The sequence below is a fragment of the Niallia sp. 01092 genome (assembly GCF_052318935.1).
In the GTDB taxonomy this organism is placed as follows: domain Bacteria; phylum Bacillota; class Bacilli; order Bacillales; family Cytobacillaceae; genus Niallia.
Genome location: NZ_JBQRKO010000025.1, coordinates 1 through 23,857, shown reverse-complemented (window position 1 = coordinate 23,857; position 23,857 = coordinate 1). Strand labels below are relative to the sequence as shown.

The 23,857-nt window shown below is 34.9% G+C and carries 21 protein-coding genes; 10 read left to right on the top strand and 11 right to left on the bottom strand.

Features of this window, described 5'->3' with window-relative positions:
* Window positions 1-245: 245 nt before the first annotated feature.
* From ACTXGU_RS18970 to ACTXGU_RS18960, 3 genes are all read right to left on the bottom strand, one after another.
* Window positions 246-1,982, bottom strand: coding sequence for a peptide-binding protein (locus ACTXGU_RS18970; protein WP_443483095.1), 1,737 nt, complete (start codon window positions 1,980-1,982; stop codon window positions 246-248).
* Window positions 1,983-2,065: 83 nt separating this feature from the next.
* Window positions 2,066-3,079: an ABC transporter ATP-binding protein gene (locus ACTXGU_RS18965; protein WP_443483094.1), complete on the bottom strand. Its 1,014-nt coding sequence runs from the start codon at window positions 3,077-3,079 to the stop codon at window positions 2,066-2,068.
* A 15-nt stretch (window positions 3,080-3,094) separates the two neighbouring features.
* Window positions 3,095-4,066: an ABC transporter ATP-binding protein gene (locus ACTXGU_RS18960; RefSeq protein WP_443483093.1), complete on the bottom strand. Its 972-nt coding sequence runs from the start codon at window positions 4,064-4,066 to the stop codon at window positions 3,095-3,097.
* Between the two features lie 749 nt (window positions 4,067-4,815).
* Between ACTXGU_RS18960 and ACTXGU_RS18955 the strand changes: the two genes are divergently transcribed.
* Window positions 4,816-5,103, top strand: coding sequence for an ArsR/SmtB family transcription factor (locus ACTXGU_RS18955; RefSeq protein ID WP_443483092.1), 288 nt, complete (start codon window positions 4,816-4,818; stop codon window positions 5,101-5,103).
* Between the two features lie 347 nt (window positions 5,104-5,450).
* A complete protein-coding gene (locus ACTXGU_RS18950; protein ID WP_443483091.1) occupies window positions 5,451-6,626 on the top strand; it encodes an MFS transporter in 1,176 nt (391 codons plus the stop codon).
* Between the two features lie 47 nt (window positions 6,627-6,673).
* Here ACTXGU_RS18950 and ACTXGU_RS18945 read toward each other — a convergent pair whose 3' ends face one another.
* Window positions 6,674-7,291 (bottom strand): acetate uptake transporter, encoded by a 618-nt coding sequence (locus tag ACTXGU_RS18945; RefSeq protein WP_443483090.1) that lies wholly within the window; start codon window positions 7,289-7,291, stop codon window positions 6,674-6,676.
* Between the two features lie 389 nt (window positions 7,292-7,680).
* Between ACTXGU_RS18945 and ACTXGU_RS18940 the strand changes: the two genes are divergently transcribed.
* The gene (locus ACTXGU_RS18940) at window positions 7,681-8,772 is read left to right on the top strand and encodes a GerAB/ArcD/ProY family transporter (RefSeq protein ID WP_443483089.1); all 1,092 of its coding nucleotides are present in this window, start codon (window positions 7,681-7,683) and stop codon (window positions 8,770-8,772) included.
* Between the two features lie 269 nt (window positions 8,773-9,041).
* Here ACTXGU_RS18940 and ACTXGU_RS18935 read toward each other — a convergent pair whose 3' ends face one another.
* Genes ACTXGU_RS18935 through ACTXGU_RS18925 form a run of 3 tightly spaced genes read right to left on the bottom strand, consistent with a single transcriptional unit; the run spans window position 9,042 to window position 10,959 of the window.
* A complete protein-coding gene (locus ACTXGU_RS18935) occupies window positions 9,042-9,830 on the bottom strand; it encodes an ABC transporter permease (protein WP_443483088.1) in 789 nt (262 codons plus the stop codon).
* On the bottom strand, window positions 9,827-10,732 hold the full coding sequence (locus tag ACTXGU_RS18930; protein WP_443483087.1) for an ATP-binding cassette domain-containing protein: 906 nt from the start codon (window positions 10,730-10,732) through the stop codon (window positions 9,827-9,829). Before ACTXGU_RS18930 ends, ACTXGU_RS18935 begins: the two co-directional genes overlap by 4 nt.
* Complete coding sequence (locus ACTXGU_RS18925) at window positions 10,729-10,959, bottom strand: PLDc N-terminal domain-containing protein (protein ID WP_443483086.1); 231 nt, start codon at window positions 10,957-10,959, stop codon at window positions 10,729-10,731. The genes ACTXGU_RS18930 and ACTXGU_RS18925 overlap by 4 nt, the downstream gene beginning before the upstream one ends.
* A 162-nt stretch (window positions 10,960-11,121) precedes the next feature.
* Between ACTXGU_RS18925 and ACTXGU_RS18920 the strand changes: the two genes are divergently transcribed.
* The 6 genes from ACTXGU_RS18920 to ACTXGU_RS18895 all read left to right on the top strand — a co-directional run bounded on the left by ACTXGU_RS18920 (window position 11,122) and on the right by ACTXGU_RS18895 (window position 18,172).
* The gene (locus tag ACTXGU_RS18920; protein WP_443483130.1) at window positions 11,122-11,655 is read left to right on the top strand and encodes a helix-turn-helix domain-containing protein; all 534 of its coding nucleotides are present in this window, start codon (window positions 11,122-11,124) and stop codon (window positions 11,653-11,655) included.
* A gap of 326 nt (window positions 11,656-11,981) precedes the next feature.
* Complete coding sequence (locus ACTXGU_RS18915) at window positions 11,982-12,365, top strand: MmcQ/YjbR family DNA-binding protein (protein WP_443483085.1); 384 nt, start codon at window positions 11,982-11,984, stop codon at window positions 12,363-12,365.
* Window positions 12,366-13,282: 917 nt separating this feature from the next.
* Window positions 13,283-14,758: a glycoside hydrolase family 68 protein gene (locus ACTXGU_RS18910; RefSeq protein ID WP_443483084.1), complete on the top strand. Its 1,476-nt coding sequence runs from the start codon at window positions 13,283-13,285 to the stop codon at window positions 14,756-14,758.
* A 314-nt stretch (window positions 14,759-15,072) separates the two neighbouring features.
* Window positions 15,073-16,572: a glycoside hydrolase family 32 protein gene (locus ACTXGU_RS18905; protein ID WP_443483129.1), complete on the top strand. Its 1,500-nt coding sequence runs from the start codon at window positions 15,073-15,075 to the stop codon at window positions 16,570-16,572.
* A gap of 110 nt (window positions 16,573-16,682) precedes the next feature.
* Complete coding sequence (locus ACTXGU_RS18900) at window positions 16,683-17,426, top strand: ABC transporter ATP-binding protein (RefSeq protein WP_443483083.1); 744 nt, start codon at window positions 16,683-16,685, stop codon at window positions 17,424-17,426.
* Entirely contained in the window at window positions 17,423-18,172 is a 750-nt protein-coding gene (locus ACTXGU_RS18895) for an ABC transporter permease (RefSeq protein ID WP_443483082.1), read from the top strand. The genes ACTXGU_RS18900 and ACTXGU_RS18895 overlap by 4 nt, the downstream gene beginning before the upstream one ends.
* Before the next feature lie 245 nt (window positions 18,173-18,417).
* Here ACTXGU_RS18895 and ACTXGU_RS18890 read toward each other — a convergent pair whose 3' ends face one another.
* The 4 genes from ACTXGU_RS18890 to ACTXGU_RS18875 form a co-directional block, all read right to left on the bottom strand.
* Entirely contained in the window at window positions 18,418-18,921 is a 504-nt protein-coding gene (locus tag ACTXGU_RS18890; protein WP_443483081.1) for a methyl-accepting chemotaxis protein, read from the bottom strand.
* Window positions 18,922-18,996: 75 nt separating this feature from the next.
* A complete protein-coding gene (locus ACTXGU_RS18885; RefSeq protein WP_443483080.1) occupies window positions 18,997-19,356 on the bottom strand; it encodes a PAS domain-containing protein in 360 nt (119 codons plus the stop codon).
* A 564-nt stretch (window positions 19,357-19,920) separates the two neighbouring features.
* Window positions 19,921-20,385, bottom strand: a complete 465-nt coding sequence (locus ACTXGU_RS18880; protein WP_443483079.1) for a riboflavin kinase — start codon at window positions 20,383-20,385, stop codon at window positions 19,921-19,923.
* Window positions 20,386-20,472: 87 nt separating this feature from the next.
* Window positions 20,473-21,372 carry a sulfite exporter TauE/SafE family protein gene (locus ACTXGU_RS18875; protein ID WP_443483078.1) on the bottom strand — a complete coding sequence of 300 codons (900 nt, stop codon included), beginning with the start codon at window positions 21,370-21,372 and terminating at the stop codon, window positions 20,473-20,475.
* 1,123 nt (window positions 21,373-22,495) lie between these two features.
* On the opposite strand from ACTXGU_RS18875, the gene ACTXGU_RS18870 reads away from it, so the two are divergent.
* Window positions 22,496-23,791 (top strand): MFS transporter, encoded by a 1,296-nt coding sequence (locus ACTXGU_RS18870; RefSeq protein ID WP_443483077.1) that lies wholly within the window; start codon window positions 22,496-22,498, stop codon window positions 23,789-23,791.
* Window positions 23,792-23,857 lie beyond the last annotated feature (66 nt).

Here is a 23,857-nt window from a genome sequence, read left to right as displayed (position 1 = left end):
CTGTTAAACTTGCCTGTTGATTTCCGTTCCAGGCGTTCGCTTTCCGCGGGCGGTCCGGGAGCCTCCTCGGCGCTATGCGCCTGTGGGATCTCCCTCTGACTCGCTTTTCCCGCAGGAGTCTCACACCTTCCACTCCAATCAACATCGTGCCAAAATCAACAATGAGCTTTAACATAGCCAACTTTTAAAAAGAAAAGAGCAACAGAAATGTTCCGTAAGCTCTTTCCTCTTGTTTCTTGCTCTTTTTATTCAGTTACATTCCACAAATGGGTTTTATTTAAGAAAGTGTATGGTAATACATCTACACCTTGAAGACGTTTGTTATATGTCCATAAGCTATTTTGAGCGTATAGAATAAACGCTGGAAGGTCTTCTCCAAATTTAACTTGCCATTTGCTGTACACTTCACTACGGTAATCTTGCTTAAACGCATCTGGAGGAGTAAATGCATCTTTTAACAACTGATCTGCTTCTGGATCATTCCAACGAGAATAGTTGTAAGCAGCTGTTGATGACCATAATCCGCTTGGATCTGGATCTGTGCTATCTAAGTTCCAGCCAATTAAGTATAAATCCCAATCTTGAGCATTATATTCAAGATCATCAAAGTATGCTGCCGCTTGTTTTGGTTGACGTAAATCAATTTTAATGCCTACATCTTGAAGAAACTCTTGGATGATTGGTGCAGATTTTTCACGAATTTGGTTTCCTATTGGATAGTTTAGATTTAAAACCCATTCTTTTCCGTTTGGATCTTCACGGAAGCCATCACCATTTTTATCTTTATAGCCAGCTTCATCTAATAAAGCTTTTGCTTTTTCTTTATTAAACGCATATTGTTCCGGTGTTTTATCATCATATGCCGAGAATTGTGTGGCCATTGGAGAATTTTGAACTACTCCTTTTCCATTCAACAATCCTTTAATCAAATAATTACGGTCGATGGCATATGCAATTGCTTGACGAACTTTTGGATTGGATAATTTTTTGTTTTCAATCCATTTAGATGGATCTAGTGTTTTATCGCCTTTTGCACGATGATTATGCATCATACCCATTACTTGGTAACCGAAATCTGGTTGCTCTATAATTTTCAAGTTGTCATTAGCATCAACTGTTTCATAGTCAGCCGCTTGAATTCCTGTTGGGTCCGCTACAAAATCAACTTCTCCACTTTCTAATAAACCAAGAATAACGGATTGGTCGACTACTTTCCATACAATGCTATCAAGGTATGGTTTGCCTTGCCAGTAATCATCGTTTCTTTCAAGAACATATTGTTCTCCTTCAATGATTTCTTTTAATTTGAATGGACCTGTACCGATTACTTCTTTTGTTGAAGCAGCAACTTTTGGCATATCAGCAATTGCTACATCTTTAAAAACATGTTCAGGAATAATAAAGAAGCTCGCATCAGCAAGCGCTAAAACGTTAGGCTTGGCATACTTAAATTTTACTGTATGGTCATCTACCGCTACAACGCCTTCAAAATCTTTCGTTTTTCCAGTAGAGAATTCCTGATAACCTACTAGTCTTTCCACATATTGTGTACGGACACCGCCTGCTTCTACATATCCAGGACTAGCAATTGTTTTGTATGTAAATACAACATCATCGGCAGTAAATGGCTCGCCATCATGCCATTTAACATTTTCTTGCAGATGGAATGTTGCCTCTGTATGGTCGTCATTAAATTCCCAGCTTTTTGCTAAGTTTGGTTTAAACTCTAAGTTTTTATCTTGTGTTAATAATTGTTCATGTGTTAATAATAAAATATTATTTTCGTATTGATCTTGATAAAAAACCGGGTTAAAGATGCCTGCTGGAGCTGTATCCATTGCACCAGTCACTGTTCCTCCAGCTTTTGGTTTAGCATCTCCACTTGGCTTTGCATCCGTGTCTTTGCTGCCACTGTTACATGCAGCCAGCACTCCCATTACTAGGATAAAGCATAAAACAAGCAACCAACTTTTCTTCTTCACAACGTTTCCCCCTTTTAAAATTTTTTCATTATATAGTGAACACAAGAATAGTAACGCACCACCTCCTTATAGACAAAAAATGATTAATCTTCTTTGTTGTATAAGTGGCATGCAACAAAATGTCCTTCTTCAACTTCCATTAACTCAGGACGAACCATTGCACAACGTTCATGTGCCTTTGGACAGCGTGTTCTAAATGAACATCCCGATGGAGGATTGGACGGACTTGGCAAATCCCCTTGTAAAATAATTTTTTCTTTTTTCTTATGTATGTTCGTTGTTGGAACTGCAGACAACAGCGCCTGTGTATATGGATGAAGCGGAGTATCATAAAGATTTTTTTTCGGTGCTATTTCGGCAATTCTTCCTAAATACATGACTGCTACACGATCACTTATATGTTTAACCACACTTAAATCATGAGCAATAAATAGATAGGTTAAGTTAAATTCATCCTGCAAATCTGCCATTAGATTTAGAACTTGTGCCTGTATGGATACATCAAGTGCCGATACTGGTTCATCACAAACAATAAACTTAGGGTTTAGTGCTAATGCACGTGCAATACTAATCCGTTGTCTTTGCCCACCTGAGAACTCATGTGGATACTTTACACGATCAGCTGCCCGCAAACCTACTTTTTCTAATAGATTAATAGCTTTTTCTTGTCTTTCATGTCTTGATAGGTTCGTTTGGACAAGAAGGGGCTCTTCTATTAATTCTTGTACACTCATTTTTCCGTTTAGCGAAGCAAAAGGATCTTGAAACACGATCTGCATATCTTTTCGTATTGGACGCATCTTTCTGTTGCTAATAGTAGAAATATCTTGATCTTCAAATACAATTTTTCCTTCTGTAGGATCTAACAAGCGCAAAATGATTCTACCTAGTGTAGATTTCCCAGAACCTGACTCACCAACTAGACCTAATGTCTCTCCTCTAATTACATTTAGGGATATACCATCTACTGCTTTTACATGGCCGACTGTTCTTTTTAATACTCCCCCTTTAATAGGAAAATATTTCTTAATGTTCTCTGCTTGCAGTATGTAGTCTTTCTCTGTTTTTTTGACTAAATCTTGCTCTAATAATGACATGAATTCTAACTCCCCCTATTCGTACAGATAGCATCGAACCTTATGGTTATGCTCTTTTTCTAGAAGTTGTGGGTTGCTTTCCCTACATCTATCCATTACAAATTTGCAGCGATCAGAGAATCGGCAGCCTACAGGAAAATCATATGCAGGAGGAACAGTTCCTTGAATCACGCCAAGTCTATCCACATCATCATCAAGGTTTGGCAGACTTTCTAATAAACCGCTTGTATAAGGATGCTTTGGCTCTGTAAATAATTCCTTCACATCGGCTTGCTCTACAATTTGACCGCCATACATAACCATTACACGATCAGCATATTCCGCAACTACTCCAAGGTCATGTGTAATAAGTAAAACTGCCATATTAAATTTCTTTTTCATTTCATCTAATAAATCAAGAATTTGCGCCTGTATTGTTACATCCAGTGCTGTTGTAGGTTCGTCTGCAATAAGAAGTTTCGGCTCACATGAAATGGCGATCGCTATCATAGCCCGCTGACGCATGCCGCCCGATAATTGATGGGGGTACTCTTTCATTGTTTCTTCTGCTCTAGGAAATCCAACTGTCTTTAAAATCTCTACAGCTTTTTGATGTGCTTGTTCTTTCGAAAGCTTATTATGCTTTTTTATTGTCTCTATAAGTTGATTTCCAATGGTAAATACAGGGTTTAATGCTGTCATCGGCTCCTGAAATACCATTGCCATCTCACTGCCGCGAAGCTTTGCCATCTGCTTGTCTGTATAAGGAACGATATCCTTTCCATCAAATCGGATTTGGCCTTCTCTAATTTTCCCAGGTTTTCCAACAAGCTTCATTATAGAGAGCGATGTAATACTTTTACCACTGCCAGACTCTCCTACCAGTGCCACCGTTTCACCTGGATTAATGGAAAAATTAACTCCATCAACCGCTTTAGCAACCCTTTGCTTATCTACTTGAAAATAAGTTTTTAAACCTTCCACTTCTAACAACGCATGTTTAACCATTCACTCACCTCAACAAAAATCCTAGTTACATTTATTCATTTTTAAAAACTTCTTATAATTATATCCAACTCTAAAAAACATTTTTTTAAAATATAAACATTATTCTGAAAATACAATAGTTTTGTTTATTAATATAATACTGTGCTCAAATATTGTAAAGACAATTTTTTCGTAAAATGGCTTATATTATAAAAAAATTGCAACTTTTTGAATTTTTTTTGTCAAAAAATCGTAAGTTCACCCATAAAAAATCACTTTCCATTAAACAAAATTAACACAATTATAGTATTTCAAAATAATTTAAAATACTATATTGTAGTTTGATCACGTTTACTATTCCTTTACATTCACTTGATATTTATTTACTTTATATAAATCAACTAATTTTTATATACTCTATTAAGCATCCTTTAAATTATTTTTATATATCTTTTTGTTAGTAAAACTTTTTACATCCACCTAATTTTTTCATTTATTATTAATTAAAAATAAAATTCATTCTTTTTATTATTTTTTTCGATTAACTAAAGAAATTTTATTATTCTTATGTAGATGGTAGAAAAATAATAATAGTAACATTTTAAAGAGAGAATAATATTATCACCTCTAAAATCAGTTTCTCTTTCTAAAAGAAGATAAATAGACAGAATATTCAGTGGATAACACCATATGTTATCCCTCATTTGATGTCAAACAATAAATTGGAAAAAATACTTGATTTTAAAATTTCTATATAATACCATAGTTTTATGAATATAAAACAATTAGATGATGAAATAAGAGTACAAATTTTTAAAGCTTTATCAGATGAATCAAGAATTGCGATTGTTCGCACGCTTTATTTAAGTGGCAAAGAGTTAAGCTGTGGAGAAATTGGTGAAAGGTGTGATATTTTAAAAACAACTGCCTCTTATCATTTTAAAACGTTAAGAGAAGCAAAGTTAACAATTGTCCGTAAAGATTCTCGAACAAAATATGTACAACTAAACTTAGAAACGTTTGAAAAGTATTTACCCAATTTTTTAGAAACTCTTTAATAGGTTGTTCAAAAAGGCATCAAATGAAAGGCGGCTAATCTCTTCGTTGTTGGCTGGCTTCTAATTTGTGCCCTTTCTAGGCTGTTTTCTTAAAGTTTGTTGTTTTTTACATAAAAAATTGGAGATGAAGTACTCTGCAGACGGAATACACGTAGAATCCTGTGGGAATGCGAGAAAGACGAGACCCCACAGGAGCGTACGCGACGAGGAGGCTCGACACTCGTCCACGGAAAGCGAAGTGTATTCCGTCTGCGAATTTAAAAGCAACAACTATACGAAAAAAGCCTTTATCTAACAATTCGTTCAATAGTTTCAAAGTTTTAAAACTATTTAAAGGAGATTTTCCCATGAATAAAATAATTGCTTTATTTTTCTTTGTTATGTTTGTAATAGGAACAGATACATTTTTACTCTCGCCTTTATTGCCTATACTTTCAGATCTTTATGATGTACCAACAAATATCTCAGGTTGGATGGTCAGCTCATATGCGTTAGGATATGCTGCTTTTGCTTTGATAGCCGGTCCAATTTCCGATAACCTTAACCGAAAAAAAGTAATGATATACGGAATGATTAGTTTTGCAATCGCTACTTTATTATGTGGATTCGCATCGAGTTTTTGGCTAATGTGTTCGATGAGATTTATCGCAGGAGTAAGTGCAGCATTTGTTTCTCCTCAAATTTGGGCTACTATTCCATTATTAGTTGCTCCCGAAAAAATAATAAAAAGCATGGGAATCGCAACTGCAGGATTAGCAATCTCCCAAGTAATTGGATTGCCTATTGGCAGCTATCTTGCTTCTTTTTCATGGAATATGCCGTTTTTTATTTTATCTGGATGCTCCTTTATCCTTCTTTTATTCCTAGTGTTCACCATGCCTTCCATGGAACCTAATAAGAATATCGAAAATAGAGAATCTATTATTCAACGATACAGATCTTTATTTTCCCATCCGAAAGCAGCAACATTATTTTTTGCCTATTTTCTTTTTCAAACAGGGAATTTTGGTGCGTTTGGCTTTTTAGGAACATGGCTGAGTGATGCTTATCATTTTAATGTCAGTCAAATAGGCAGCGCTATGTTTATATTAGGGTTAGGCAATTTTTGTGGAAGCTTTTTCGGAAGCAGATATATTAATAAAATTGGCATGTCTACTTCCCTTTTAGGCGGAGTTTTCCTGATGGGCATTTTATATTTTTGTCTACCTTTTTATCATCATATTTTTCTTGTTGAACTTTCTTTTTTCTGTTTATTCTTTTTAGCAGGCATCTTATTTCCTCTTATGATGAGTTTACTGCAATCTTTATCTGCTACTGCAAGAGGAACGATTGCTTCATTATCTAATTCACTTATGTACATAGGCACCACGATAGGTATAATGATTGCCGGTCAACTATATCATCACTTTAACTATTTTCTTGCCGTCACTGCATTTACAGCTATAACGTTTATTTTTTCTATCATATTTTTTCGTGCAGGCAGTGTGGTAAAAGCAGAAGCAAAATTAGAAGCAAAAGCCTAACTAAAAAAGGTGAGTTTCTACTATATAATAGAAGACTCACCTTTTTATTATTTTTTAAAAATGCCAAATGACTTTCCAAGCGGCAGGACAACTTGTCCAAAATGTGTGTTTAACACAATAGCTGCACTACCATAAAAAGATAATAGGGCGATGCACAATTCTGCTATGCCAGCAATCATATGAGTTACTTCATACATAATGCCAAAGGAACTTAAAGATAATCCAATAAATAACAAATCAATAAAAACGAAAATAACAAATAATACTTTATTTGTTTCTAAAGCCCCTACTGTCATAAACAAACTGAAAATCAAATAGCCAATAAAAGCAAAACCAAGTTGTTTCATATCTACATTTGCAGCAAGCTTTTCGCCAAAAACTCCTAGTTGAAGCAACCAAGTAGTTCCTACTCCAAACCAAAACAGACCGAAAGCTCCAAATGCTGTTGTTCCAAAAATATTATTGTGTTTTGCATCAAGTAATGCTGCAATCAGCTGTGCTATTCCACCTAAAAAAATAGCCCATGGCAATACTAACGAAACACCTTCCGTTATGCCTAATTTTTGTGATGATGCTACAAGTGTTACCATCGCAAGACCGAACAATCCTAATGCGGATGGATCTGCTGTTATAATTTTAACCTGCGTGTGATTCTGCGTTCCCATATTTTCCTCCTTATACTGTGTGTTCAAAAGAAGACAATCAAAGCGGAGAAGGTCGAGACGAGGAAGTCACGAAGTCCATACGTGAGGATTGCAGTGACGACTACAAAGAGATTCGACCGCTATGGTTCCCGAACTTTTTGAACAAACTTTAAAAACATACTCATGTAATTTATAAGATTATAGAAGAAGTGTCAATACAGATTTTGTCGAATTAACATTATTCATATTTATTCCCTGATTCAGTTCCTAAAATACGGAAATACTCCCCCTAAATATTGAAGAATTCGTACCCTGCCGACTCAACTAAATAACAATGACAAAAGAATATTCATCCTGTTTTGTGAAATACTATTAATGCTTGTAATAAAAACCAACGAGGTCAAATAATAATGATTGAAAAAGGAAAAATTTCTTCATTTCAAATGGCAATTATCGTCGTAATGTTAATCATATCCACTGCTTTGCTCACTGTTCCAGCAGTTACAGAAAAACATGCAAATCGTGATATGTGGATGTCACCAATATGGGCATCACTTAATGGGGTATTAACAGCTGCTATTGTCTATCAGTTAAATAAAATTCATCCCAAAAAAACGATTATTCAGTACACTCCTCAAATTACGGGAACAATTATTGGAAAGGCGATTGGGTTTATCTTTTTATTTTATTTTTTACATGCATCTGGCTTGATTTCTATCGAATACGCAAATGTCATTAATAGTCTCTTTCTTGTTGAAACACCTTCCATTATCATTATGGGAAGCATGATTCTTGTTTGTGCATTTGCTGTACGAGGGGGAGTAGAGATTGTCGGGAGAGCTGCAGGGGTATTCGCACCCATTTATTTATTTCCATTATCTTTATTCATACTACTACTGCCCAGTTTAAAATTTAATAACCTACTTCCAATAATGGAAAATGGGATACTTCCATCTATTAAAGGTGCTCTAATACCTCAAGTATGGTTCAGTGAAGTTTTTCTAGTTTCCATGCTACTTCCTTATATTACAGATAATAAAAAAGGGGTAAAACCAGTTTTATTCGCAGTTTTATTTGCGATGATAACGATGGTTTACATCAACTTAGTCACCTTATTTTTATTTGGAGATTCTTTAGCCACGTATTCTTATCCAGTATTTTCTGTTTTCAAATACGTGGAGATTCCTCCCTTTTTTGAACATATTGAATCCGTTGTAATTGTCATATGGGTAACGGGGGTATTTATTAAGCTCTCCCTCTTTTTTTATGCACTTGTATTAGGAACGGCTCAATGGATCGGGCTAAATAACTATCGTTCACTCGTCTTCCCACTCAGTTTTATTGTCCTTTTATTTGGTAAATGGGTATCTCCAAATTTACAGGAACTGAATAAATTTCTAGAAACCATCAGTCCATACTATACAACATCCATTTTCACCGTCATTCCTATGTTTTTATTGCTTGTTTCTATTATAAGGAGGAAAATATTCAAAAAGGAGTAATCACCTTTTAATGGTAGGCTGTTTTCTTATAGATTGTTGCTTTTAAACGCGCAGCCTGCATACACTTCGCTTTCCTTGGGCGAGCGTCGAGCCTCCTCGTCGCATACGCTCCTGCGGGGTCTCGTCTTTCTCGCATTCCCACAGGAGTCTACGTGTATGCAGGCTGCTAAGAAACACTTTTCCAAATGTTTTATGTAAAATACAACAAACTTTGAGAAAATAGCCTAATGGTAAATACTCCTGCTTTTAATATAAGATCACTATTCCATCTATTCTTGATTAAATTTCTTTTTAGAAATCCATCTATTCGCTACTATAATTGTTAGCGCCACCCATACAAGTACCACTAATACATTTCCTATCACTTCTATATTAACTGTTCCTAAAATTAATACTTTCATAGCAAGTTTACTCATACATGCTGGATTCACATAATCTATAACAGGACTTATTCCAACTACAATTCTACAGCCAAGTAGAAATACAATAGATATTAATGCAATAATACCTTGGCTATTAAAAATAGTACTAACCATTGTCGTGAAGGAAACGATAAACAAAACCCATACTAAATAAAACATAAAAGCCAAAATAAAATCTGAAAAGTTCACATTGGAATATAACAAATTAACATACAGATAGGAAACGGTATACCCTAACGCTGCACTACAGGCAATAAACAGATAATTAGAAATGACTTTTCCACTTATATATTCCATAACATTTACAGGTCTTGTAAAAATAAAAGATAGCATACCGTTTGCTTTATCTGACTGTACCACTCCCATCATAGAAACAATAATAATGATAATGCCTAATTGATCAAACTGGGAACCTAATGTACTAGCAAGTACTTCCCCACCCTTTTGAGCAGCGATACTTGGATCAATGGTGATACCTTGGCTACCGCCTATTGCTTTTAATATAGAAGGTAAATAGTAACTTACAACTGGTTGCGTTATCCCTAAAAAAATAAATACTAGAGGCAGCCAAATAACTTTAAATTCCCGTACTATCTGAACAAATTCCTTTTTCGCTAATACAGTAAAACTATTCATTTTTCCACCACCAATTTTAAGAATATCTCTTCTAATGTATCGTTATCTATTTCAAATCTTATTAAATCAACCTTATACTCCAGTGCACTAGCGAGCAGCATGTTTTTATTCTGGTCTATATTTTCGACCTCTATTTTTACTTTATTACCTAATACTTCAATACTTTTTACATAGTTTAAGTTCTTCACTATTTCCATCCATTTTTGACTTTTTTCCGTCATTTCCATATTAATTTTCTGATCGCTGTTCCTATTTAATAATGCAGTTAATGTTGTATCTTCTATCTTTCTACCATTTTTCATCATGACAAATCTTTCACATATTTCTTCTGCATCACTTAAAATATGAGTGGACAATAATATTGTTGTCTCCTTCTTCATTTCTTGAATAATATTCAGTACTTCTCTTCTTCCAATGGGATCTAATGCAGATACTGGTTCGTCCATTACAATCAAAGATGGTTTATGCAACAACGCCTGTGCAATTCCCAGCCTTTGTTTCATTCCGCCTGAAAAAGTTCCAACCTTTGAATTCAATTCCCCGCTTAGCCCTACTTTCGACATTAATTCTGGAATAGCCCTGGTTACTTCTTCTTTTTTTATTCCAGAAAGCTGCCCCATAAAAACTAAAGTTTCTTGAGCAGTCATCCATGGAAAAAAATTTGGATACTGCGGCAAGTAGCCGATTTGCTTTTTCATTTTTGAAATTTTCTTTCCATCAAGTAAAACTTCACCTTCATTGGGATCAATAATATCTAACATAGCTTTTATTAGTGTCGATTTGCCAGCACCATTTGGTCCTATCAATCCGACACATTCTCCTGAATGCAATTCCATCGAAAAATTATTTACTGCCGTTTTTTCTTTAAATTTTTTCGTAACATGTTTAATTTCTAATTTCATATTCTGCCACTATCCTTTCTGCCAATAACGAAATACAGAATTGAACCAAGCATATTAACAAAAATAATAATAAACGCCCACAATAAAACATTTTTTCTCGTTTTACGATGCCTGTATAAATCAATTAAAGCGATTAAAATTAATACTATTCCAATTGCAAGCACCGGTAAAACAATCGGTAGAAATGACAAAAAATCAACACCGTTCAATCCGTAATGCACTTCCATATCTTTCACTCCTTCATTCAATTATATTATCATTATTGATAATAATAATATAATTGTCAAACCATTCCTCCTTGTTACTTATAATATTGTGTTAATTCCCTCTGTTATTTATAATGATAATATTATCATTAATGGCATATTCACTTTATTGTAAGGAGAAAAATCATGAATAAAGCGGAAGTTTTAATGCACCCAGTTAGGATAAAGATTTCTCAAGCTTTAATGAGAAACAAAGAAAATGGGCTAACTCCTCTAGAAATGGTAAAAATTATTAAAGATGTACCTCAAGCAACACTTTATAGACATATACAAGTTTTACTTGATTCTGGAGTTATTCGTATTATTAAAGAAAAAAAAGTCAGATCCGTTTCAGAAAAATACTATTCTTTAAATGAGGAAGAGGCAAAGATAAGCAAAGAGGAATGGAAAAAATTATCCACCGAAAAAAAATTAGACTATTTTTCTTATTATCAATTATCACTGATGAATCAATATCAAAACTATCTTTCTTCACTAGAAGAAAAAGGTTCGACAGAAGATGGGTCAACCTTTTCCCTTTTAGAATTAAAGCTTGATGATGAAAGCTTTAACAACTTTCAAAATGAATTAAACGATCTGGTGGTTAAATACTTTAAAAACAATAAACAAGATGCACCAATTCGAACAGTTGGCGTTGCCATTATTCCCGAATCTTAAAATAGGAAGGGCTTTTAGCCTCTTCCCTCTCACCTAAGGATCTCCATCTAAGTCCCAAAACATTCTAAAATCAGGCTCTGTTTTATATACCCTTTTTTTTCAGCTCTATGACTTTTGTTCTTAACATTAGAGATGTAATGTCTCTAATGCCATCAAATTAAGCGTTTTAATAAGTTCATGAAATTTTAGAATATAACGGGAGTTCTTTTCTAGTTCACGGTGTTATCCATTTTTTGTTTACTGACAGGCACTCCCCTTCCAACATTTCCTTTTTTTAGTTAAAATACTATTAGGAAAAATCGATTGAAAAAGGATGGTGTTATACTTTGGACAAACCTACACTAGAAGTGTATTGTCTTAAACAAACTGGGGCTAGTCATGACTATCAAGTAGATTGGAAAGCAGATCGTTACCATGTTGGTGGGAAAATGTTTGCGATGATAGGTGGTGACTCTCAAGGAAAACCTATTATCACATTAAAATGCGACCCTGCACGTGCCGAGGAATTGAGAGAAATTTATGAAGGGATTATTCCAGGTTATTATATGAATAAAACCCACTGGAATTCTATTTATCTTGATTCGACTATTCCAGATGAATTATGGGAACTGTTAATTGCTCATTCCTATACATTAGTATTTGAAAAGTTACCAAAAAAACTACAGCGAGAAATCAACATGACAGTGTTTGTCGATAATAAAAATAGATAACAATATTTATAATTTGACCAAAAAAAAGAGGCAATCGGCTGCTCTCTTTTTTTTGTGAGCATAATTTTAGCATTTCCATCTAATTCTTGAGTGAAAAAAGACACTCTAGCTCATTTTTTTGTATGCTAAAAGTACTGATTTTCACTATATTTCAACCTAGATCTTTTATACTGCGTTTTATAACGGAATTATTACAAGAAAAAATAAGTTAATAAGAGATTGAAAGTTAAACTTTTAATTTCAATATGAATAGTAAGTTAATTAACATATGTGCATAACCCCTATTTTTTCCATAATAAAACGAAGGATATGGATGAAATAGGAAAACATAAATATAAAAAAAGGATAAGTACCTACGTTTAGAAAATATACCCACCCTATTATTCTATTAAAAAAAGGATAAATTTAACTTTTAAATACACAAATAAATAAATCTTTAATAGCCAAAAGCAGCTATAATCTTTGCTCGCTAATCATTTTTACAAAATTAATATGGCTGTTATAAAAGTAATAGAATGAATTCTATTCGTCCTAGTTATATTTTAGGGTAAAGAAGAAAAAGTCGAAATTTGTTACATTTGGTCGAATTGACGATGTTTCATTATCAACGTAATCTTGAGTTGTAACAGCAGCTTGTCAGTTTGTTTAGGATTATTGTCAAACTTCAACATGCTTAAATGAATAGATTCATATATAGAGTGACACATTGTGCATCGAACCATCAGGAGCTAGATTTTCATTACACATCATAATAATAGAAGTCAATGTTCCATAGTGACACTTTATTTCAATTTAAAAAGATGAATCTTCTTCATTTAGCAATATATATCCTACCTAAATAAATGACACAGATGCAGTTTCTTGGTCTAAAAAGCAACTAACTTTTTAGATACACTTTTTGGGAAAAGGAGAAATGTATGAACATCCAAAAGATTTTCAAACAAGCAACAGCAGTAACCTTTGCATCAGCCTTACTAGTAGGAGGTGGATCTTTAGCTTCTGCGAAAGAAAAAGACAGTATGGATTTCAAAGAAAGTTACGGCATTTCCCATATTGAACGAAGTGATATGCTAAAAATGTCTATACAACAAAAGCTGGAAAAATTTAAAGTGCCGACATTTGATGCATCAACGATAAAAAATATCCCTTCAGCAAAAGGCTTTGATAATAATGGCAACCCAATAGATTTAGATGTATGGGATACTTGGCCATTACAAAACGCTGATGGAACAGTAGCAGAATATAATGGATATGAAATCGTTTTTGGTTTAGCAGGAGATCCTAAAAACCCAAATGACACGTTTATTTACATGTTCTATAAAAAAGTAGGCGATAATTCTATTAAAAATTGGAAAAACGCTGGTAAAGTATTTAAAGCTACTGATAAATTAGGTCCAAATGATCCTATTCTAAACAAACAATCAGAAGAGTGGTCAGGTTCTGCAACTTTAACTTCTGATGGAAAAGTTCGCTTATTCTATACAAATCGTCATGAATTCAAACCAGAAAATGGGGATTTTGGAAAACAAACATTAACAACGGCGCAAGTCAACGTATCTCAACCAGATTCTGACACGCTTAAGATTAATGGCGTAGAAGATTTCAAATCGATCTTTGATGGAGACGGCAAATACTACCAAACAGTTGACCAAGCATTCGGCGGTGGAGACTTCTCTGATAATCATACATTAAGAGATCCTCACTACGTTGAAGAAAACGGTAAAAAATACCTTGTGTTTGAAGCAAATACAGGAACAGAAGTTGGCTACCAAGGAGCAGAATCTCTGTATAATAAAGCTTACTATGGAAAAAGTGAAGCCTTCTTCCAATTAGAGAAAAATAAATTAATGCAAAATCCTAAAAAGAAGGATGCTGAAATTGCTAACGGTGCACTAGGAATCATTGAACTAAATGATGACTATACGATGAAAAAAGTAATGAAGCCGTTGCTTGCATCTAATACAGTTACGGATGAAATTGAACGTGCGAACGTATTTGAAATGAACGGAAAATGGTACTTATTCACAAGTACTAGAGGATCTAAAATGATCGTTGATGGAATTGGTTCCAAAGATATTTATATGTTAGGTTATGTGGCAGATTCCTTAACTGGAGAATATAAACCTTTAAATGGAACTGGACTTGTATTACATCATGCTCTTGATCCTAATGATGTTACATTTAACTACGCTCACTTTGTAACACCAAACAAGAATAAAGATAATAATCTAGTAGTAACAAGCTACATGACAAATAGAGGTTACTTTAAAGATCAACATTCTACTTTTGCTCCAAGTTTCTTACTGAACATTAATGGATCAAAAACTGAAGTTGTAAAAGATAGCATCTTAGAACAAGGGCAATTAACAGTTGAAGAAAACGATAAGAAGTAATAGCAACAAATGAGTTAAATATATAAAAAGAAAATGCCAACCGTATATTGGCATTTTCTTTTTATAAGATGAATGAAAACAAAGTTCCAAGTACCTTCATTAGATCGATACCTTTTTATTTTTTTCCTATATTCTAGGTAATTGGAGAGTATACCAGGTACTTTTGGGACCCTCATCTAATCGCAGCAAGATAAGGCAAAAAAACAAAGTGGTGAATCGAATTGAAAAAACGAGCATTTAAATTTAATAAGAAAGCATCTATTTGGGTAGCTATTTTTACCGTGTTTCTCGGTCTAGTAATTGTCATAGGATTAATGGCAAATCATAAAGATAATAAAAATACTAAAGATAATAAGCAAGTAAAACCAGTAACTCATGAAAAGCCGACCTATCGATCAACGTACCATTTTACAACACCGGATAAATGGAAGAACGATCCTCAGAAGCCGATTTATTTTGATGGAAAGTATCATTACTATTATCTTTATAATCGGGATTATCCGAAAGGGAACGGGACAGAATGGCGCCATGCAACATCAGAGGATTTGGTGCACTGGAAAGATGAAGGAGTGGCCATTCCTAAATATACAAATAAAAATGGTGATCCATGGTCAGGATCTGTCGTAGTGGACAAAAATAATACGGCAGGCTTCGGAAAAGGAGCACTTGTGGCCATCGTAACACAACCATCCGCTGATGGTGGAAAGCAAGAACAATATTTATGGTACAGTACAGACAAAGGAAAAACGTTTAAATCATACAGTGATCATCCGATTATGCCAAATCCAGGTACGAAGGATTTTAGAGATCCGAAAATCATTTGGGATCACCTAGCAGGCAAATGGGTGATGACAATGGCAGAAGGATCAAAAATAGGTTTTTATGAGTCTTATAATTTAAAAGAATGGCATTATACAAGTAGTTTCATGACAGAAAATATCGGAATTACAGAGTGTCCAGATCTATATATGATGCGTGCGAATGACGGTACCTTTAAATGGGTGCTTGGTGCAAGCGCAAATGGAAAATCGAGAGGAAAGCCAAATACGTACGCATATTGGACTGGAAACTTTGATGGAAAAGCATTTTTCCCGGACCATACAGAACCTCAATGGTTGGATTATGGTTTTGATTGGTATGGTGCTGTAACATTTGAAGAAGGAAAAGACAGTGATCCATCCAACCATCGTTATGCATTGGCATGGATGAATAATTGGGATTATCCGCATAATACGCCAACGCTAAAAGAAGGTTTTAACGGACTGGATTCGATTGTTCGTCAAATAAAATTAGTACAAGCAGACAACGGTGCATATACGTTGACGTCACAGCCTATTGAAGCATTGAATCAATTAACGAATTCAACGGATTCCTTCAAAGAAATTAAGGTGAATGGTTCAAAAACACTTGATGTAACAGGGGATGCGTATCAACTTGAAGCTGATATTTCTTGGGAAGATGCCAAGAACATAGGATTAAGGCTTCGAGAATCAGCTGACAAAAAACGTCATGTTGATGTTGGTATTTTTACAGAAGGGTCAAACTCTTATGTGAACAGAGGGCAAACTGGGCAGCCCGATCAAAGCAATAAAAATATTGAAAGCAGGGCACCATTTGATGCAAGCAAAAAGAACGTTCACTTAAAGATCCTCGTCGATAAAACGAGTATCGAAGTGTTTGTAGATGATGGGAAAGTTGCATACTCAAGTGAGATATTCCCGGAATTAAACGATAAAGGCATCAGCCTCTTTTCTGAAGGCGGCACAGCTACCTTTAAAAATATTAAAATCAAACACTTTCGTTCAATCAATTAAATAGCAATAGTTAGGGTGGCAGTCCTCCAGTGTGTAAAAGCATTTGGGACTGCCACCCTTATTAATTGTGATAAAATGTTTGTATAAATCTGATTAAAAAAGGAGCAATTATGAATAATGAACATATTCAAACAGCTATTGCATTTACAGAAGTAAAAAAGAATTATCTTGAAAATGATGAAGTTTATTCCGTCTTAAATGGAGTATCAGGCAAAGTTAAGCAAGGTTCTTTCGTTATGATTGTTGGTCCTTCAGGTTCGGGAAAAAGCACGCTTCTTTCGATGTGCAACTTGCTTCATACACCTGATGAAGGAGAAATTTACGTATTTGGAAAAGAGATCAGAAAGTGGGATGTTACGGAACTGCGAAAAAAAGTAGGAATTGCTTTTCAATCAGCTCCCATTCTTGACGGAACGGTTCGTGATAATATGTTAATTGTCCAAAAGCTGCATAATAAACAGCATCTTTCTCCTGAACAACTTTGTTCTTTAACAGGACTTCCACATAATTTATTAGACCGAGACGCCAAAGATTTATCAGGTGGACAAAAACAAAGACTTTCATTAGCTCGTACATTATCCAATCCTTCTGATATTCTGCTTTTAGATGAAATTACGTCTGCTTTAGACATTGCGGCTGCTCATGAAATCGAAGAACTTATTGTTCAGTTGAATAAAGAACAAAACAAAACGATTATTTGGGTCACTCATAATCTCGACCAAGCAAAACGGTTGGCAGATGAAGTATGGCTCATGATAGACGGTAAACTAATTGAAAGTGCCGACCCTACATTATTTTTTACAAATCCTAAGCACCCCGAAACACAGGCCTTTTTACAGGGGGCATCATTATGAGCAATCTATCTTTGTTATTTACGATTATTTTCGTGTTTATTGCGTTATTTTTATCGAAATCATTCCGCATCGGCCTTGAAAAAGATATAGTTGTCGCCAGCGTTCGTGCAGCGGTACAATTATTGGTCATTGGTTATGTGCTGTCGTTTATTTTTGACACAAACAGCCCTATTTTTATTATCTTAATACTTATTTGTATGTTAACTGTAGCATCACAAAATATTGTTAAGAAAAAGCAGCAAGGGTTTCAATTATTTTGGAGAGTGTTTATCACCCTGGCAATTGTAGAAGCCATTACACAAGGAATTATTTTAAGTATTCAAATCATTCCTCCAACAGCAAGATACATTATTCCTGTCAGCGGCATGATTATCGGAAATTCAATGGTTATTGCCAGCTTATTTTTAAACAGACTGCATGCTGAGGTAGATAGTCGCAGAGAAGAAATTCAATTAATTCTTGCACTTGGCGGTACATCCAAACAAGCCATTCATCATACTTTAAAGTCAGCCATCAAGACAAGTATGATTCCAACACTAGAAAGTCAAAAAACAATCGGCCTCGTTCAGCTTCCCGGCATGATGACTGGTCAAATTATTGGCGGTGCTAGTCCGATACAAGCAGTAAAATTCCAGCTGCTCATCATATTTGCCATAATGGCTTCTGCAACACTCACCTGTTTTATTTTAAGTCGACTTACATACCCTACTTTATTTAATTCATATCAACAGCTTGTTAAAAGATAAAGCTGTTTTCTCAAAGTTTGTTGTTTTTTACATAAAAAACATTTGGAAAAGTGTTTCTTAGCAGCCTGAATACACGTAGACTCCTGTGGGAATGCGAGAAAGGACGAGACCCCACAGGAGCGTATGCGACGAGAAGGAGAAGGCTCGACGCTCGCTAAACGGACGAAGTGTATTCAGGCTGCGGGTTTAAAAGCAACATTCCATACGAAAACAGTCAAAGAAAAAGAGCAAGGATTCTTACTAAACTAATGTTGTCCTTGCTGCTGATCTACTAAAGTTTTTGCTTGTTTATCAAGTTGACTGGCAGCTTTGCCAATACCAATAAATTCATGAACTGCTTGTTCGATACGAGAATGACTTTCAGAAATAGTCTTGTCTAAATGCTTGGTTCCTGTACTAATATTTTGCACTTGTTCCGTTATTTTCTCTACATTAGAATGTACCTCTTGAGTCGCTTCCTTAGCTTGATTCGCTAACTTTCGTACTTCGTTTGCAACAACGTTAAATCCACGTCCATAATCGCCAGCGTGAGCTGCTTGAATTGCCGCATTTAAAGCCATTAAGTTGGTGTGCGAGGAGATTTCACTGATGGTTTTCACTATACCTCGAATGGCTTCAGTTTGAATATTAAGAGATTGCAAAACCCTCATGTTTTCATTGGTTTGCTCCACCATTTGCATAATTGCAGAGGCGACTTTTTGACTGCGGGTAATGCCTTCTTCCGCACGTTCCTTTAGATTTTCCGCCATATGTTGTAATTCATATGTAACCTTTGAAGTTCCAACTTCACGAGCTGTAATATCCGTAGCGACTTTAATGACTGCTTAGATTGATCCTCTTTCATCAAAAACTGGTGTATAAGTTGCTTCAAGCCAGATAGTACTTCCTTGCTTAGTTACTCTTTGTATTTTTTGTTGAAAAGACTCTCCATTTCGGAAACTTTCCCAGAAAGCATCATATTCTGGACTTTGAGCGAATGCCGAAGTACAAAATTCACGATGATGCATATTAGGTAGTTCCTCAGCACTATAACCTATCGCATATGCAAAATTATGATTTGCCCAAAGCACCTTTCCATAAGGATCAAATTCAATCATTGCTAATGACTGTTCTAAAGCAGCAAGCACAGCATCTTGACCTAACACTTGGGTACTAGATGGGGTTATTTTGGAAAGATGGTCCATCGATATGTTAATCTCCTATTTTAAAATATTTTTCGATTCATTTTATAATGATTGTAATAGAGTACAAATCAGGATATCCTCTTTTGCAAGAATATAAGCCCGATTATAGAATAACATAAAGGCGTTTTTAAATAACTTTATTTGTATTTAAACGATAATAATATCAATTAACATTTGGAACAGCCTTATCAATTTGTTTAAGCGCCACCCCTTCACTTTTAGTTATCGTACACCCTCTATAACATAAAAAAAGCAGCATTCTATAAAGAAATTGCTACTACAGTTTGCTAATTATTTTATTTTATAGAGTATAGTTTTTTATCATTTAGATATGTAGTGGTAAACTCCTTAAGTCTTAAAGTGAGTCCACCGTGCCCAAATTTAATAAATTTCTGAGAGCTTGACTCACTGTTTTTGTCTTTCACAAAATCAAAAAAAGCTAACATATAGATTCTTCTATATACAATATTCATCACACCATAGTCATAAAACCAATTATCAATGGTGTTATAAACTCCTCGATTTATACGAAATTGTTGATTGCATTTGTTATAAAAGGATAAATCAGGAAGATTTAAATACTCGTTTTCTAGCAAAGTAGGTTTCCTTGTTTGTTGTGAGTAGTCCCTTAAGTTTAAAATGTTTCTTTGCATATATTACATCCTCCTTGATTTGTTGCTTTAATTGCTCTAATGAATCAAATTTTTTCTCTTCCCTTATGTGAAACAGCACGCTGCATTTTATTTTTTTCTCATATATATTTTCTTGAAAATCTATTAAGTGAATCTCTGTTGTCTTTTTTAAATTGGCATCAACGGTTGGCTTCACTCCAATATTCATCACACCTAAATAGGTTGAGCCATCTAGTGTCACAGCCACTCCATATACGCCATTATTCAACCAGTCTACATTTACGTCAATATTTGCTGTTGGAAAACCTATTTGTCTTCCGAGTTTTCTTCCAGATACAACTCTCCCATTAAAAAAAGGTTTTAATTCAAGATAAGATTTGTGAATATTCGTCAACACAATGACCCCTCCCATATTTAAATGCTATTTTTTTAAAAAAACCTATATATAAAGGCTCCCCGTTTAGATCAGGGAGCCTCTAGTTTTCTAGTCAGCTAAGCTATTAATATTTACTGGATTGTTTTTTTTGACGTTTCCTATCTTAAATATTGTATAAACAATTGCCACAATCCATAGAACAGCAATTCCTATATAAACGTATGGATAAACCGCTGCGTTCTCAATCCATGTCGTTACTAAAGTTCTTGCATTCACTAGAATAATAAACCCACCTACAAGAACACCCATTAGTTGTGCGTGAATTTTCCGAACTAGCCACGCAGCAATTGGAGCAGCGATAATTCCACCTATCATCAATGCACCAACCCACAGCCAGTTTACTTCTTCCCAACCTAAGGAAATAAAGAAACCAAGCGAAGCTGAAACTGCAATCGCAAATTCACTAGTATCAACAGTACCAACCACTTTTCGGGCACTCATTCCTTTACGAGACAGCAATATAGGAGTAGAAATTGGCCCCCATCCGCCGCCGCCTGTTGCATCAGCAAAACCAGCGATTAAACCTAATGGAATTGCTTGTTTTCGACTTAGCGTTATACCCTTTTTCTCTTCACTTGGGCGGAATTTAAATAAGAATCTGATAAGAACATAAGCCCCTAAAGCAAGCAGAAATAAAGATATATATGGTTTTGCCAAATCTCCTGGTAAATTACTCAGAAATGTAGCTCCTAAAAACGCTCCGATTGCCCCTGGAATAATCAGTCGATAAACCGTTTGCTTATCTACATTGCCAAACTTTATATGAGATGCTCCAGAAGCAGCTGTAGTTACCACTTCTGCTAAATGAACAGAAGCAGAAGCAACTGCCGGTGCGATGCTAAAAGCTAATAACAGAGAGGAAGACGTAACGCCATAAGCCATTCCCAATGCGCCGTCAATTAATTGTGCAAGCAAGCCAATAAAAGCAAAAATAATTAATTTTCTCATAACAAACACCTCGATAAATAATATGAAATATTAAGACAAAAGTGAAAATAATAACATGTTACTAAAAAGGCATAACCCTCCTAGATATTAAGGTTATGCCTTCGGTTTACCGATCAGCAATTTATTTTGTTTTCTAATTAAACAGAATTATATATCGTATTATTCCTACCTGTCAACTAGATATTAAAAAATAAATTAATTCCTATGCCCTTTACTTCATTTCATTAGCATACATTTTATCTATGAAACTTTTTATGAAAAAGGCTGTTTTCATATAGAATGTTGCTTTTAAACGCGCAGCCTGAATACACTTCGCTTTCCGTGGGCGAGCGTCGAGCCTCCTCGTCGCATACGCTCCTGCGGGGTCTCGTCTTTCTCGCATTCCCACAGGAGTCTACGTGTATTCAGGCTGCTGAGCACTTCTTCTCCAATTTTTCATGTGAAAAACAACAAGCTTTGAGAAAACAGCCATGAAAAAGACTGATCCAAAAGGTCGATAACAACGACTTTTTGGATAAAAAATCTAAATATTAAAATAATTTATTCATTTTTCATTCATTTCTCCTCTCTTTTCATTCTAAAATCAACTATAGCTTCATTCAAAAACTAATCACATCTTCCTTTCACAAAAGCTAGTAAAATCAATAAAAATCTGCTTCTTCATAAAAAAATTTAAATTTTTTTATCCCTGTCACAGCAATGGATACAGCCATTTTCACATTGAATATTTTTTGCATAATTAATCAATTAATGTTTAAATAGTTCGTAGCAAGAGAATAGACCTCTTGTTCAACAAAGATGGTTATCCAAGCACTATTAATGATTTATCACTAACTTTTTTCCTTATCTTATTTGAAGTGTTGTTTTAAATACAAAATTAAACACTTGGTTAGTTCACGCAAACCAAAAAAACCGATTTTCTGGTTTGCGTGAGTTAACTCGTCTGCTCATGCACAATCAATATATCTTACAGGATGCTCGAAAAAAGTGAATGTATCCCACAGTTCACTTGCTAATTGAAATCTCACTTTATCGTATATAAATCCCTAATATAGGAAAATGTATCATTATAGCATCGATAATCATCACTTGTTGAGTATACATTTTTATAAAGGTGGATTTGATGAAGAAAAAAAACAAGAAAATTACAATGGATGAATCACCCATAACAAAATTCCATGTTAAGACAGCTTCCTTAACATTTGGTGCACATTTTACAGATGGGTATGTCATCGGTATTATCAGTTTTGCATTGCTGTCATTAGCAGCACAATGGAACTTAAGTGCATTTGATTTAGGGCTGTTAGGAAGTTCTGTACTAATCGGTTTATTCTTTGGAAGCTTTTTATTAGGATGGGCTTCTGACTATATTGGCCGCCAAAAAATCTTTTTATTTAGTTTTATTTTAATTACATTAGCATCGTTCTTACAATTTATTGCTCCAAATGTATGGACACTGTTCTTCTTGCGCTTTGCGATTGGTTTTGGTTTAGGTGGAGATTACACGGTTGGGCAAGCCATGTTAGCCGAATTCTCTCCAAAACGTCATAGAGGAACATTACTCGGAACCTTTAACGTTTTCTTTACAATTGGTTATGTCTTTTCCAGCATCGTTGGAATGATTTTATTAGATGCAGATGTTTCATGGCGTTGGATGCTTGCTTCCTCTGGAATCCCAGCATTGCTCGTACTCTTTTTGCGTATCGGAACACCAGAGTCCCCAAAATATTTAGTCAGCAAAGGGCGAGTGGACGAAGCACAAGCAATTGTTGAAAAACATCTAGGTGAAAATGTCGTTCTAAAAACAGAAAAGGAAACAAAACAATTAAGCCTTGGTCATTTATTCAGCAAAAAATATATTCGATTAACAATGTTTAATGGCTTATTTTATGCTTGTATTGTACTGCCATACTTCTCTGTATTTACATTCCTGCCGACTATTTTGGATTATTTTAATATGAAAGAAGGACACACGGCTGACATCATCTTAAATATTTTCTTACTGCTTGGTGCATTTGTAGGAATGTATTTAACAGTGAAGCTTTCAAGAAGAGGCTTCTTAATCAGTTCGTTTATTATTTGTTTTGTATCTCTTGCATTACTTGGCATTATTCCACAAAGTATGAGCTTCCTGTTAATTGCAGCATTTGTTGTATATACACTATTCATCTCTGCAATCAACAATTTAGTTGGAATTTATCCAGCAGAAAGTTTCCCAACGGAATTGCGTGCTTCTGGTGTCGGTGTAGCGACAGCATGCAGCCGCATTGGTTCAGCACTTGGTACATTCCTGTTGCCTACATTAATTATTAAACTTGGTTTATCAAATACGATGCTCATTTTAGCTGCTGTATTATTACTTGGAACAATCGTCTCCATTGCATGGGCACCTGAAACAAAAGGGAAAGAACTTGCATAAATAAAACTGCAATCAGTTGGATATTACGCTTGATGCGGCGGAATAATAAAGTATAAAAGATTAATT

What these genes read in the sequence shown, in the direction of transcription:
- ACTXGU_RS18965 (WP_443483094.1), bottom strand. Translation starts at nt 3,079, where the DNA reads ATGTCATTATTAGAGCAAGATTTAGTCAAAAAAACAGAGAAAGACTAC.
- ACTXGU_RS18960 (WP_443483093.1), bottom strand. Translation starts at nt 4,066, where the DNA reads ATGGTTAAACATGCGTTGTTAGAAGTGGAAGGTTTAAAAACTTATTTT.
- ACTXGU_RS18955 (WP_443483092.1), top strand. Translation starts at nt 4,816, where the DNA reads ATGAATATAAAACAATTAGATGATGAAATAAGAGTACAAATTTTTAAA.
- ACTXGU_RS18950 (WP_443483091.1), top strand. Translation starts at nt 5,451, where the DNA reads ATGAATAAAATAATTGCTTTATTTTTCTTTGTTATGTTTGTAATAGGA.
- ACTXGU_RS18945 (WP_443483090.1), bottom strand. Translation starts at nt 7,291, where the DNA reads ATGGGAACGCAGAATCACACGCAGGTTAAAATTATAACAGCAGATCCA.
- ACTXGU_RS18940 (WP_443483089.1), top strand. Translation starts at nt 7,681, where the DNA reads ATGATTGAAAAAGGAAAAATTTCTTCATTTCAAATGGCAATTATCGTC.
- ACTXGU_RS18935 (WP_443483088.1), bottom strand. Translation starts at nt 9,830, where the DNA reads ATGAATAGTTTTACTGTATTAGCGAAAAAGGAATTTGTTCAGATAGTA.
- ACTXGU_RS18930 (WP_443483087.1), bottom strand. Translation starts at nt 10,732, where the DNA reads ATGAAATTAGAAATTAAACATGTTACGAAAAAATTTAAAGAAAAAACG.
- ACTXGU_RS18925 (WP_443483086.1), bottom strand. Translation starts at nt 10,959, where the DNA reads ATGGAAGTGCATTACGGATTGAACGGTGTTGATTTTTTGTCATTTCTA.
- ACTXGU_RS18910 (WP_443483084.1), top strand. Translation starts at nt 13,283, where the DNA reads ATGAACATCCAAAAGATTTTCAAACAAGCAACAGCAGTAACCTTTGCA.
- ACTXGU_RS18905 (WP_443483129.1), top strand. Translation starts at nt 15,073, where the DNA reads ATGGCAAATCATAAAGATAATAAAAATACTAAAGATAATAAGCAAGTA.
- ACTXGU_RS18900 (WP_443483083.1), top strand. Translation starts at nt 16,683, where the DNA reads ATGAATAATGAACATATTCAAACAGCTATTGCATTTACAGAAGTAAAA.
- ACTXGU_RS18895 (WP_443483082.1), top strand. Translation starts at nt 17,423, where the DNA reads ATGAGCAATCTATCTTTGTTATTTACGATTATTTTCGTGTTTATTGCG.
- ACTXGU_RS18890 (WP_443483081.1), bottom strand. Translation starts at nt 18,921, where the DNA reads ATGGCGGAAAATCTAAAGGAACGTGCGGAAGAAGGCATTACCCGCAGT.
- ACTXGU_RS18885 (WP_443483080.1), bottom strand. Translation starts at nt 19,356, where the DNA reads ATGGACCATCTTTCCAAAATAACCCCATCTAGTACCCAAGTGTTAGGT.
- ACTXGU_RS18875 (WP_443483078.1), bottom strand. Translation starts at nt 21,372, where the DNA reads ATGAGAAAATTAATTATTTTTGCTTTTATTGGCTTGCTTGCACAATTA.
- ACTXGU_RS18870 (WP_443483077.1), top strand. Translation starts at nt 22,496, where the DNA reads ATGAAGAAAAAAAACAAGAAAATTACAATGGATGAATCACCCATAACA.